This window comes from Paraburkholderia sp. RAU2J (assembly GCF_003634845.1).
Lineage (GTDB): Bacteria > Pseudomonadota > Gammaproteobacteria > Burkholderiales > Burkholderiaceae > Paraburkholderia > Paraburkholderia fynbosensis.
This window is the reverse complement of the sequence record NZ_RBXG01000001.1, coordinates 53,029-65,078: the sequence shown is the minus strand read 5'-3', so window position 1 is coordinate 65,078 and position 12,050 is coordinate 53,029. Positions and strand designations below refer to the sequence as shown.

Genomic DNA, 12,050 nt, shown 5'->3' with positions numbered 1-12,050 from the left:
CGCCTCCTACAGTCCCAGGATCATTTTGGAAATGATGTTCTTCTGGATTTCATTCGAACCGCCGAAGATCGACAGCTTGCGATTGTTGAAGTAAAGCGAAGCGGCGCTCGCCGCTTCGTCGGGGCCGACCGACACGCCGTCGAACCCATCGTGCAGCGCTTCCTCGACGAACGGCTGCGCGTACGCGCCCATCGCGCGACGCGTGAGCGACGCGATTTCCTGACGGATCTCGGTGCCTCTAATCTTCAGCATCGAACTCTCGGCGCCGGGCACGCCGCCGCCCGCCACCGCCGCGATTACGCGCAGGTTGGTGGTCTTCATGTTCTCCAGATCGATCTCGACGCGCGCCATGCGCGCTGCGAACGCGGGATCTTGCGCCAGCGGCTTGCCGTTGCGCAGCTGCGTCGCGGCGATCGTGCGCAGCCGGTTGAACGCGGCCACCGAGAAGCCGACGCCCGCGATATTCGTGCGCTCATAGGTGAGCAGATACTTCGCGTAAGTCCAGCCCTTGTTCTCTTCACCGACGAGGTTTGCAACCGGCACGCGCACGTCGGTGAAAAACACTTCGTTGACTTCGTGCTCGCCGTCGAGCGTGATGATCGGGCGCACTTCGACGCCTGGCGTGTTCATGTCGATCAGCAGGAAGCTGATGCCTTCCTGTTTGCGCACGTCGATTGCGGTGCGCACGAGGCAGAAGATCATGTTCGCGTAATGGCCGAGCGTGGTCCACGTCTTCTGGCCATTGACGATGTAGTGCTCGCCTTGCGCATCCGAGCCGCGTACCGCCGTGGTCTTCACCGACGCGAGATCCGAGCCCGCGCCCGGCTCCGAGTAGCCCTGGCACCACCAGTCGGAGCCATCGAGAATGCGCGGCAGCCAGTATTGCTTCTGCGTTTCGCTGCCGTATCGGATCAGCACCGGTCCGAGCATGTTGACGCCGAACGGCACCACGCGCGGCGCGCCGGCCAGCGCGCATTCGTTTTCGAAGATGAACTTCTGCACTGCGTTCCAGCCGGGGCCGCCGTACTCCTTCGGCCAATGATTGGCCAGCCAGCCTTGCGCATGCAGGATCGCGTGCCATTCGGCCATGTCGTCGCGCGTGAGGCGGCGCCCGCCGTGCACCTTGTCGGCGAGGCGTTGCGGAAGACGGTCGCGCAGGAAGGCCAGCACGTCGGCGCGGAAGGCTTCTTCTTCAGGGGTGAAGTTCAGGTCCATGGCGGGTTGTTCCGTAGAGAGTGAGCGGGCCGGTGCGACGAGTATGGCACCGGCCCGCCTGCGTCGGATGACAGGTCGGCTCAGGCCGACTGATTCAGGCTCGCGAAATCGGCGCCGCGTTCCACGAGGTCGATCAGAAGCGGCGATGCTCGCCAGAACAGCGGGTCTTCGTTAGCGAACTCGCGGATGTCGGCAAGAATCTTCGGCAGGCCGACCATGTCCGCGTATTTCATCGGACCACCGCGATAGCGCGGAAAACCGTAGCCGTACAGGAAGGTCACGTCGACATCCAAAGGGCGCAGCGCGATGCGTTCGTGTACGACGTTGGCGCCTTCGTTGATCATCGCGGCCATGTAGCGGCGCACGATTTCCTCGTCGGTGAAGGTGCGCGGTGTGATGCCGGCGCGCACGCGTTCAGCGTCGATGATTGCTTCGACTTCCGGGTCGGGCGTGCCGCTGCGCGATCCTTCGGGGTACAGATAAAAGCCACGCCCGGTTTTCTGACCGAACCAGCCGCGCTCGCACAGGCGGTCGGCGATCTGCACGTAGCGCGCGGCGGGGTTGCGGGTGGCCGCGCGCCGCTTGCGCGTGGCCCAGCCGATGTCGCCGCCTGCGAGGTCGACCACCTGAAACGGGCCCATCGGAAAGCCGAACGCACGCACCGCGGCGTCGATCTGATACGGCGACGCGCCGTCTTCCATCATCGCGTCGGCGGCGCTGCGATACACGGCGAGCACGCGGTTGCCAATGAAGCCGTCGCACACGCCCGCGCGCACCGGCGTCTTGCGCAGCTTCTTCGCCAGCTCGAACGCCGTGGCGACCACGTCGGCGCTGACGTGCTTCGGCACCACCACTTCCAGCAGCTTCATGATGTTGGCGGGCGAAAAGAAGTGCAGGCCGATGACGTCCGCGGGACGCGAGATGCTGGCCGCGAGCGCGTCGATGTCGAGATACGACGTGTTGGTCGCGAGCACCGCGCCCGCTTTGCACACGCGATCGAGTTCGGCAAACACGGCTTGTTTCACCGCGAGGTCCTCGAACACGGCTTCGATGACGAGGTCGGCGCCGGCGAGCGCGTCATATGACGTGCTGCCGCTCCAGCGCGTCATGATCTGCGCCTTCTTCTCCGTGCTCAGACGGCCCTTGGCGATCAGGCCGTCGTAGACTTTTTCGATGTGCGCACGACCGCGTGCGAGCGACGCGTCGTCGCGTTCGATCATCGTCACCGGCAGACCGGCGTCGAGCACCGCGACCGCGATACCCGCGCCCATCGTGCCGCCGCCGACCACGCCGATCGCATCGAGGGCGCGCGGTTTCGCGTCACGCGTCTCGGGCGCCTTCAGCACTTCGCGCTCGGCAAAGAACGCATGAATGAGGCCGGCGCGCTGCGGGCTGTCGAGACATTGCAGGAACAGTTTGCGTTCGAGCCGCAGTCCGCCGTCGAAAGGCTGTTCGATCGCGGCCTCGACGGCCTCGACGATCTTCAGCGGCGAGAACAGGCCGCGCGACTTTTTCGCGGTTTCCGCGCGCGCCGTGGCAACGGCGGCGAGGCTCGCGGCGCGATCGGCGAGTGCGGCGGCGTCGCGCGTGCGGCGCACCGGCGCGTGTGCGGCCAGCAGTTCGTGCGTGTACGCGAGCCCTTCGGCGAGGATGTCGCCGCTGCGGCCGACCCGGTCGACGAGTCCCATTGCGAGCGCCTCCTTCGCGCCGGCATGCCGGCCGCTGAGGATGAGATCGAGCGCGGCGGCTGCGCCGATCAGGCGCGGTGTGCGCTGCGTGCCGCCCGCGCCCGGCAGCAGACCGAGCTGCACTTCGGGCAGGCCGAGTTTCGCGCCGTCCACCGCGATCCGGTAGTGCGCGGCGAGCGCCACTTCGAGGCCGCCGCCGAGCGCCGCGCCATGAATCGCGGCGACGACCGGCTTCGTGCACGCTTCGATGCGGTTGCACACATCCGGCAGCGACGGCGGCACTGGCGGTTTGCCGAACTCGCGAATATCCGCACCGGCGATAAAGTTGCGCCCCGCGCCGACAATCAACACGGCTTCAATGGACTCGTCGGTGTCGGCGGCTTCGATCGCGGCGAGCAGGCCGCGCCGCACGTCGGCAGACAGCGCGTTGACCGGCGCGTGGTCGATGGTGACGAGCAGCACCTTGCCGCGCAATTCGCGCGTGACAAGGGCGGCGTCGGCCGAAGGGTCGAGGGTCATGATGTCGTCTCCTGACGGTTACCGAGGCATTTGAAGCGCGCCGGGTCTGGCGAATTGTCCCGATTGTGGAGTGATCAAGGTTCATTGACAATCACATGCCGGGTTGACAGACTGTCAAAATTATTTTGACAAAGGCGCCGCCATGGACGTCAACTCCCTGACCTTGCTGGTGGAGATTCTCGATGCCGGCAACCTGAGCGAAGCCGCGCGCCGGCTCAAAATGAGCCGCGCGAACGTGAGTTATCACCTGAATCAACTGGAGCGCTCGATCGGGCTGCAACTGGTCAGACGCACCACGCGCCGGGTCGAGCCGACCGAAATCGGGCTACAGCTATACGAACATGGCCGCACGATCCAGAACGCGCTGCTCGCCGCGCGCGAGTCGGTCGCAACACTCGGGCAGAGCCTGCAGGGGCGTGTGCGGCTTAGCGTGCCGAGCGGCTACGGTCAGCTCGTGATGTCCGACTGGCTGATCGCGTTCAAGCGGCTCTATCCGGGCATCGTGCTGGACGTGATGTTCGAGAACCGCGTCGAGGACCTGATGCGCGACGAAGTCGATATCGCGGTGCGGGTCATGTCGGAGCCGCCGCAAAATCTGGTCGCGCGCGACATGGGGCCGGTGAGCTATGTCGCGTGCGCGTCGCCGGTATTTGCGCAAACGCACGGCATGCCCGCGAAACTGGACGATCTGCGCACTGCGCCGCTCATCACGGCGGCCGTGGTCGGCAGACAATTGCGCGTCGCCGCTTATCTGCGCGACGAGCGGCACGAGGTGCTGCTGGAGCCGGCGATCATCTCCGAAAACTTTCTGTTCCTGCGGCAGGCAGTGCTCGCGGGTCTGGGCGTGGGACTCGTGCCCGACTACGTGGTGCAGGACGATCTGAAACGCGGCGACGTGGTGACCGCGCTCGACGAATGGCGCCTGAGCATCTTCGGCACGCACATGTACATGCTCTATATGCCGAACCGGCATCACACGCGCGCTGCCGCGACTTTTATCGAATTTGTTTTGCAGCAGGCGCGTGGGACGGGGCGGGGCGTGGTTGCGTGATCGCCCGTGTGTAGTTCGGGGCGTAGAGGGACAGGGAGGGCGGTCAATTCTTGCGCTGCGCGCGCCAAACTGCGCATTCGAAGGACGCGCCTTTGGCCTGCGCTGTTGCGCATCACGCGGGCGGCCTCGTGTAGCGCTACTTCGACACCGCCGCCTCGAATCGCCTGACCGCTCCGACGATATCACTGCGTAGTTGCTGTAGCGCGCCGCGCCGCGCATCCGGCGGCACCAGTCCCTGCCACAGCAGCTCGGCCAGCGAAGCAGCGGTCGCTTCGATATCGACGGCTCTCTCCTTGCGCACGGCATCCCACAGCACGTGCTCCATCGGACCGTAGATGGCGGAGCGCAGGAGCCCGAGCGACATGTCGGCGCGGATGTCGCCATTCGCCACGCCTTCGGCGAGCACGCCCATCATCGGCGCGGTATAACGGCGCTGCAACTCGACGATCACGTCGCCGAACTTGTCGTCTTTCTCGCGCCCTTCGGAAAGAATCAGCGCACACAGTCCGGTTCCGTCGACGGTCAGGCGATAGAGATGCGTACGCACGAGGTACGCGAACTTGCTGCGCGTGCCGGCAATCAAGGGCAATTCATTTTCCACTTGGGCGATGATCTCGTCGTACCAGTTGCCGAGTACGCGAACGCACAGATCGCGCTTGCTTGCGAAGTAAGTGAAGATTGTCGCTTCGGATACCCCCACGCGCCGCGCGATTTCCGTCATGGTGGCGCCGGCATAGCCGACTTCGGAAAACACGAGCCGGGCTGCTTCGAGAATCGTCTTGAGGCGCTGCTCGGAGCGTGCCTGCACGGGCACGCGACGGGAGACGGAGGACGTGTTCATTGCGGCAATGAAATGGTCAGGAGTAGCATTGGCAGGTTAGTTGAGTCTAGCTCAATATATTTTTTCGGTAAAGATTAGCGCGAAATCGCCTGAAAAATTTACGCGTTCAACTGTTCTTCGTCGTAACTTGAGCTAAACTCAAAACCTTCAAGAGCGGCAGCAAGTAACGGAGACAGCTCGCATGCCTACAGCTTCGCAGCGCACCTCATCGCCGCCATCCTCATTGAATGGCTACCGTTCCGTCTTTCGGGAAGGCCTGTTCGCCGGCCAGGTGATCGTCGTCACCGGTGCCGGCAGTGGGCTGGGCCGTTGCACGGCGCACGAACTCGCGTCGTTGGGAGCGAGGCTGGCGCTGATCGGCCGCGGCGAAGACAAACTGAAGGCCGTGCTGGCCGAGTTGGCGGCGGACCATCCAGCCGTCGCCGGTGGTCACAGCATCTACGCATGCGACATCCGCCACGAACCGCAGGTCCGCGAAACGATCGCCTCGATCATCGCGGAGTTGGGCCACATCGACGGTCTGTTCAATTGCGCCGGCGGTCAATTTCCGGCTCCGCTGGAAAAGATTTCGTTGAATGGCTGGGACGCGGTCGTGCGCAACAATTTGCACGGCACCTTTCTGATGTCGCGCGAGTGCTATACCCAATGGATGCAGCATCACGGCGGCGCGATCGTGAACATGCTCGCCGACATCTGGGGCGGCATGCCTGGCATGGGCCACTCGGGCGCGGCTCGGGCGGGTGTATGGAATTTCACGGAAACCGCCGCCTGCGAGTGGGGCCACGCGGGCGTGCGAGTCAATGCCGTTGCGCCAGGCTGGATCGCCTCGGCCGGTATGGACAGCTACCATGAGGATTACCAGGCGCTATTGCGCACGCTGAAACACAAGGTGCCGCTGCAACGCTTCGGCACCGAATCCGAACTCGCCAGCGCAGCCGTGTTTCTGCTCTCGGAAGCGTCGGCGTTCATCAACGGTACGGTGATTCGCGTCGACGGCGGCGTGCCGAACGCGCGTCATTCCTGGCCGTTAGCGCAAGCCGAGCGTACGATCGAATACAACGGTTTTCCGCGCTATGAGCCGCCGACGGGTTTGCAGGACCAGGTCGAGCCGCACGCATAGGCGGCACGCCACGCAAACCGGCCGCCAGTCGATGGCGACACGAAGGCGACACGAAGGAGACACGATGAACCTCGAAGGCCAGACCTACGATTCGCTGAAGGCGAATTTCGCGTGGCGTATTGCGCCGCGCTACAACATCGGCGTCGACGTCTGCGATAAATGGGCCGACGGCTCGGGCCGTCTCGCGCTGATCGTCGAAGACGCCGACGGCCACGCCACGCGCTACACGTTCGACGAATTGAAGACCTTGTCCGACCGCTTCGCGAACGCATTGCAGGCAAGCGGCGCGCAACGCGGCGACCGCGTCGGCATCTTCCTGTCGCAATCGATCGAGACGGCCATCGCGCATCTCGCTGCGTACAAGGCGGGCATGGTGGCCGTGCCGCTGTTCGCGCTCTTCGGCGTCGACGCGATCGAACATCGTCTCGGCGACAGCGGCGCGGTGGCGCTGATCACCGATCACGCGGGCGTGCAGAAAGTCGACGAGATTCGCGCCGCATTGCCCGAGCTGCGCAACGTCTTCAGCGTCGATATCGAACAGGATCGCGCGAACCCGTCCGCGCCCGTGCGTGCGTTCTGGCAGGCGCTAACGCATGCATCCGCAGACTTCACGCCGGTCGACACCGGCGCAGACGACCCCGCGGTCATCATCTACACGTCGGGTACGACCGGCAAACCTAAGGGCGCGTTGCATGGGCATCGCGTGTTGCTGGGTCATCTGCCCGGCGTCGAGATGTCGCAGCAGGGCTTTCCCGCGCACGCCACGCTAATGTGGACGCCGGCGGACTGGGCATGGATCGGCGGCCTGTTCGACGTGCTGCTGCCGTCGTGGCATCACGGCGTCGCGGTGCTCGCGCGCCGCTTTGCGAAATTCGACGGCAAGGCCGCATTCGATCTGATGGCGCGCCACGCGGTCTCGCATACGTTCCTGCCCCCGACCGCGCTGAAGATGATGCGGGGCGTCGCGCATCCGGAACGCTGGCATCTCGCATTGCGCTCGGTGGCGAGCGGCGGCGAATCGCTCGGCGAGGAGTTGATCGGCTGGGGCCGCGCGGCGCTCGGCGTGACGATCAACGAGTTCTATGGGCAGACCGAATGCAACGTCGTGGTGTCGTCGTGCGCGGCGCTGTTCGAGCCGCGCTTCGGCGCGATCGGCCGCGCGGTGCCGGGGCATCACGTCGCGATCGTCGATGCGAACGGCGACGAACTGCCGCCGGGCGCAATCGGCGATATCGCGGTGGCCGCGCCCGATCCGGTGATGTTCCTCGGCTACTGGCGCAACGAAGCGGCGACGCACGAGAAATTCCGTGGCAGGTTTCTGCTGACCGGCGACCTCGGCACGCGCGACGAGGATGGCTTCATCCGTTTCGTGGGCCGTGGCGACGACGTGATTACGAGCCGGCGACCTCGGCACGCGCGACGAGGATGGCTTCATCCGTTTCGTGGGCCGTGGCGACGACGTGATTACGAGCGCCGGTTACCGGATCGGCCCGGCGTCGATCGAAGATTCGCTGCTGCGTCATCCTGCGGTGTCGATGGCGGCCGTGATCGGCGCACCGGATCGCGAGCGTACCGAGATCGTGATGGCGTTCGTGGTGCTGAAGCCGGGTTTCGTCGGCGATGCAGCGCTCGTGCGCGAGATTCAGCAGCACGTCAAGACGCGCCTCGCCGCGCATGAATATCCACGCGAAATCCGCTTCGTCGACAGCCTGCCGTTGACCGCAACCGGCAAGGTCATCCGCAAGGCGCTGCGTGCAGGACTCGCGCCGCAAGCGGACGACCCTACTGCAAAAACCTGAAACCCGATGACCACGAACGCACACCGACCCTCCACCCGAACCGCCAGAACATCAAGAACGTCCGCCCCAGAACCGTCCGCCGCCGCACTCGACGATACCGACCGCAAGCTGCTCGCGCTGCTCGCCGAAGACGCCACGCGCACTTACGCGGACCTCGGCAAGCTGCTGTTTTTGTCTGCGCCCGCGGTTCACGAACGCGCCCGGCGTCTGAAGCGCGAAGGCGTGATCAAGGCCACTGTCGCCGCACTCGACGCCGCGAAACTGAACCGCCCGTTGCTCGCGTTCGTGCACGTGGATACGACGAGCTGGGCCGTCACGCGGCAACTGCTCGCGCTGGAAGAGCTATCGGACGTCGAGGAGATTCATACGGTGACGGGCGAGAGCGCGATGCTGCTGAAAGTACGTACGCGCGACACTCAATCGCTCGAACAACTGCTCGCGCGCATTCACGCGATAGAAGGCTTCACCGGCACGCGCAGCTACATTGCGCTGACCACGTATCTGGAGCGCGGGCCGAGCCCGAACCTGTAGCGCGGTGACTGAAGCATGCCGCTCACGCATGCAGCGCAAGACCCTTGACCGCCTTGTCGACCGCCTTCTTCGGCCCCCGCACCGCGATTCCGACGAGATCAGGCGCGTCGGCGGGCTCGGCGCGAAACGCCTCGCGGTTCGCTTCGTCATGTCCGGTTGAGAACATCGCGCGCACATACACGGCGCGCGTCAACTCGCGTTCGATGCCCTGGCGAAACGCGCGCAGCAAACCTGCGTTGTCCGCCTGATAGACCATCATCGGCTGGCCGAGCAGCCGCGCATGCCGGAGGCCGGCCGCGTCCTCGTACGGCTCGCCGAGCGCCTCGGGCGCGGCGCCCGCGATGCCGGTGGCGAGAAACGCGGTCACATTGAGTTTTTGCCACACGGCGAGATCGTCTAGCACGATGATCGCGACTTTCGTATCGAATTCCATTGCGCACTACGCTCCATGTTCAAGAGAGATTCCACAGTCGAATCTTATGGAAAATCGCCGCGTGTGGGGATGAGCGCGCGGCAAAAAAAATGGGCTTCGACGAACTCGCGTTAGCGCGGCGCCGATGTCGGGTTTTGCCTGATGGGGTTCGGCGCAAGCCGGCTTGATCAACGTCGTGTGCTGCAACGCAGCCTGTCGTCGTACTGGACGCGGCCAAGCTGCGGATCAGTCCGGCGCGTGCGTGGTGCAGCGGCAGCATTGCCTGTTGAGTCTGAGTCTTGAGCGGTACAAAGCGCACGTTCGGGCACCGTATCGCCTCGCAGACTGCTTCGGCCTCTGCCGCATCGGTCTTATCGCTCTTTACGTAACGCCGCGCGATCTGCGGGGCGACCGATTCACCGGTGTGTTCGGGCTTTGCAAGCTTCTAGCCTCAGAAGCGGGAGTCGTCCATCACATCGGAACCGTCGTGAGAGCATTGAAATTTGACAATTATCGACAATCGAAGCTTTGCCCCCATGATACTTATGGGTTGTTCTGCCGCATCGTGCGAATTCTTGTGGAGGGGCAAGATGAGTCGTTGGTTGGTGGTGCTCGTATCGTCCATAGCGCTGTGGTCCAGCTCTGCAGTTGCTGCGACAGTGCCGGTTGTTGGCTATATCGCCGAGCCGAAGATCTTCTTCTCTGGGATCTCGGACGACGCAAGCAGCGGAATGTTGACGCTCAAAACCTCGACCGGTGTGATCTGTCGCGGGCAATGGATGTATAGCTCGCCAGTATCAGGTTATGCCCGAGCGACGTGTGGAGACGGTAGAAATGTCGAAGTTCGCTTCAATTCAATTGACTCTCCAAGCGGTACGAGTATCGGGAACGGGTCAACTTCTCTCGGTGAGCGAGTGATCTCTTATGCGGGCCACGATGCGGCTCAATACATGGCGAGTCAATCAAATACGCCGAAGGAAAAGCTGGTTGGTATCGGAAGCGGATTTTTTGTATCGGACGGCGGTGCGCTTCTGACAACCCATCATGTCGTAGCTGGATGCAATCGATTTGCCGTATGGAACGGTGAGCGAACATTCGACGCGGCCTATGTTGCGTCCGATACCAAAGTTGATCTTGCCGTATTGAAGGTGAATAGTTGGCGTGGATTTTCCGCATCGTTCGCTCCGGAATCAGAAGTTGGCGAGACCGTCTATTCCTTGGGATATTCATCAGGAGTTGGGCAACAAGCGCCGCTGGTTATTCAGCAAGGCGTGATTGCATCCATGTCCGGACTCGATGGAAAGAGATTTCTTTTACAACACTCAGCGGTGTTTAACCCTGGCAATAGCGGCGGCCCGCTACTAGATCCATCCGGGAACGTTGCGGGAGTCAACGACTTGACGTTAGGTGCAGGCGAACCAGTCAATCAGCAGTATTACGCGATCAAGCCGGATGTTGCGCGCCAATTTCTGTCGCGTAATGGCGTCAGTGCCTCTGCCGACCTGAAAGGTGGCCCAGCCTCAGCACAAATCGCCTACAAAACCGCAAAAGAATTTACCGTGCGTGTGGAATGCTACGCGCGAATGTAGAGAGAGCGGTTGTTCGTCAATAGGCAAATAGATTGATAAGTGTTATATGGGCAGAATGCTTTATAAAAAAGTCCAATATGGAGTAGTCCTGAATCGGCGAGGAAAAGCAATGGACGGCAAGAAGGCACCGACAAGTTGACGCCAGCTTCAGGCTGATGGCATGGACTCCCGCCCCCTTCGGGGCGACACTTACCTCACCAATTCCCGGGAGAACGTCAATGCCTGCACTTACCATTGGTCTGGATATCGCAAAGAACGTGTTTCAGGTTCATGGCGTCGATCGCCATGGCAAGACCGTTGTGCAGCGGAAACTTCGCCGAGCTGAGGTGTTGAAGTTCTTCGCAAAACTGGAATCCAGTCTGGTTGGTATCGAGGCCTGTCACGGCTCCCATTTCTGGGCCCGTGAGCTAACCGCGTTGGGACACACGGTCCGCCTGCTGCCGACACAATATGTGAAGCCGTTTCTGCTCGGTGGCAAGAACGACGCGAATGACGCGGCGGCGATTTGCGCGGCAGTGACGCGCTCAGGCATTCACTTCGTTGCGATCAAGAGCGCTGAACAGCAGTCGCTGCAGTCGGTTCATCGCATGCGCCAACGGCTCATCCAGGAGCGGACAGCGAAATCGAATCAGATCCGGAGCATGTTTGCTGAAGAGGGGGTGATCTTCGCGGTCGGGCTTCCGCAATTGAGAAAGGGAGTGGTTGAGCTCGTCAACAATCCCGATGCCCGCATTACCGCATTGCTCAGACGGCTTGGCTCGATGTACCTCGAGCAACTGAAGGCACTGCAGCAATGGCTCGACGAACTTGCTGCCGAGATAGCGGAGATCTTCAAGAGCAACGAAGCTTGCCAACGGCTCGCTACCGTTCCAGGAATCGGGCCAGTGATCGCGACCGCGCTCGTCAGCAGTGTCGGTGATCCGTCCCAGTTCAGGAACGGCCGGCAGTTTGCGGCCTGGCTGGGGCTGACGCCGAGGCAAAAATCCAGCGGAGGCAAAACCAGGTTAGGCGGTATCACAAAACGCGGCGACACCTATCTGAGAACCCTGCTTGTACAGGGCGCCCGCGCGGTCATGCACTTCGTGAACCGTCGCGACGATCGGCACAGTCGCTGGATCAAGGCTGTGATGCAACGCCGCCACGTGAGCATTGCTGCGATCGCCCTGGCGAACAAGACGGCGCGCATTGCCTGGGCAATATTGACAGGTAACGGCTGCTTCCGAGTTGCGTAACAGGCAACAGATATTGAGTATTGCTTTATTTCTTTCGCGATTGCGCAAGAAGC

The 12,050-nt window shown here is 62.7% G+C and carries 9 protein-coding genes and 1 pseudogene; 6 read left to right on the top strand and 4 right to left on the bottom strand.

Features of this window, described 5'->3' with window-relative positions; genetic code table 11:
• Window positions 1-6 precede the first annotated feature (6 nt).
• Window positions 7-1,215, bottom strand: a complete 1,209-nt coding sequence (locus tag B0G69_RS00235) for an acyl-CoA dehydrogenase family protein (protein ID WP_121315146.1) — start codon at window positions 1,213-1,215, stop codon at window positions 7-9.
• Between the two features lie 80 nt (window positions 1,216-1,295).
• On the bottom strand, window positions 1,296-3,422 hold the full coding sequence (locus tag B0G69_RS00230) for a 3-hydroxyacyl-CoA dehydrogenase NAD-binding domain-containing protein (protein WP_121315145.1): 2,127 nt from the start codon (window positions 3,420-3,422) through the stop codon (window positions 1,296-1,298).
• Window positions 3,423-3,564: 142 nt separating this feature from the next.
• Between B0G69_RS00230 and B0G69_RS00225 the strand changes: the two genes are divergently transcribed.
• Window positions 3,565-4,473, top strand: coding sequence for a LysR family transcriptional regulator (locus tag B0G69_RS00225; RefSeq protein WP_121315144.1), 909 nt, complete (start codon window positions 3,565-3,567; stop codon window positions 4,471-4,473).
• A gap of 136 nt (window positions 4,474-4,609) precedes the next feature.
• On the opposite strand, the gene B0G69_RS00220 is transcribed toward B0G69_RS00225, so the two are convergent.
• Entirely contained in the window at window positions 4,610-5,314 is a 705-nt protein-coding gene (locus tag B0G69_RS00220; protein ID WP_121315143.1) for a TetR/AcrR family transcriptional regulator, read from the bottom strand.
• Between the two features lie 181 nt (window positions 5,315-5,495).
• Here B0G69_RS00220 and B0G69_RS00215 point away from each other — a divergent pair, with 181 nt between their 5' ends.
• From B0G69_RS00215 to B0G69_RS00205, 3 genes and pseudogenes are all read left to right on the top strand, one after another.
• Window positions 5,496-6,434 carry an SDR family oxidoreductase gene (locus B0G69_RS00215; protein ID WP_121315142.1) on the top strand — a complete coding sequence of 313 codons (939 nt, stop codon included), beginning with the start codon at window positions 5,496-5,498 and terminating at the stop codon, window positions 6,432-6,434.
• Between the two features lie 64 nt (window positions 6,435-6,498).
• Window positions 6,499-8,233, top strand: a pseudogene (locus tag B0G69_RS00210) (acyl-CoA synthetase).
• Between the two features lie 6 nt (window positions 8,234-8,239).
• Window positions 8,240-8,764 carry an Lrp/AsnC family transcriptional regulator gene (locus B0G69_RS00205; protein ID WP_121315141.1) on the top strand — a complete coding sequence of 175 codons (525 nt, stop codon included), beginning with the start codon at window positions 8,240-8,242 and terminating at the stop codon, window positions 8,762-8,764.
• 22 nt (window positions 8,765-8,786) lie between these two features.
• Here the strand turns inward: B0G69_RS00205 and B0G69_RS00200 are convergent, their stop codons facing one another.
• Window positions 8,787-9,197 (bottom strand): DUF2000 domain-containing protein, encoded by a 411-nt coding sequence (locus tag B0G69_RS00200; RefSeq protein ID WP_121315140.1) that lies wholly within the window; start codon window positions 9,195-9,197, stop codon window positions 8,787-8,789.
• Window positions 9,198-9,766: 569 nt separating this feature from the next.
• Here B0G69_RS00200 and B0G69_RS00195 point away from each other — a divergent pair.
• Together B0G69_RS00195 and B0G69_RS00190 are read left to right on the top strand one after the other, a co-directional pair.
• Complete coding sequence (locus B0G69_RS00195) at window positions 9,767-10,765, top strand: serine protease (protein WP_158608913.1); 999 nt, start codon at window positions 9,767-9,769, stop codon at window positions 10,763-10,765.
• A 218-nt stretch (window positions 10,766-10,983) separates the two neighbouring features.
• Complete coding sequence (locus B0G69_RS00190; protein WP_121315138.1) at window positions 10,984-11,997, top strand: IS110 family transposase; 1,014 nt, start codon at window positions 10,984-10,986, stop codon at window positions 11,995-11,997.
• Window positions 11,998-12,050 lie beyond the last annotated feature (53 nt).

What these genes read in the sequence shown, in the direction of transcription:
- B0G69_RS00215 (WP_121315142.1), top strand. Translation starts at nt 5,496, where the DNA reads ATGCCTACAGCTTCGCAGCGCACCTCATCGCCGCCATCCTCATTGAAT.
- B0G69_RS00230 (WP_121315145.1), bottom strand. Translation starts at nt 3,422, where the DNA reads ATGACCCTCGACCCTTCGGCCGACGCCGCCCTTGTCACGCGCGAATTG.
- B0G69_RS00200 (WP_121315140.1), bottom strand. Translation starts at nt 9,197, where the DNA reads ATGGAATTCGATACGAAAGTCGCGATCATCGTGCTAGACGATCTCGCC.
- B0G69_RS00235 (WP_121315146.1), bottom strand. Translation starts at nt 1,215, where the DNA reads ATGGACCTGAACTTCACCCCTGAAGAAGAAGCCTTCCGCGCCGACGTG.
- B0G69_RS00205 (WP_121315141.1), top strand. Translation starts at nt 8,240, where the DNA reads ATGACCACGAACGCACACCGACCCTCCACCCGAACCGCCAGAACATCA.
- B0G69_RS00225 (WP_121315144.1), top strand. Translation starts at nt 3,565, where the DNA reads ATGGACGTCAACTCCCTGACCTTGCTGGTGGAGATTCTCGATGCCGGC.
- B0G69_RS00195 (WP_158608913.1), top strand. Translation starts at nt 9,767, where the DNA reads ATGAGTCGTTGGTTGGTGGTGCTCGTATCGTCCATAGCGCTGTGGTCC.
- B0G69_RS00220 (WP_121315143.1), bottom strand. Translation starts at nt 5,314, where the DNA reads ATGAACACGTCCTCCGTCTCCCGTCGCGTGCCCGTGCAGGCACGCTCC.
- B0G69_RS00190 (WP_121315138.1), top strand. Translation starts at nt 10,984, where the DNA reads ATGCCTGCACTTACCATTGGTCTGGATATCGCAAAGAACGTGTTTCAG.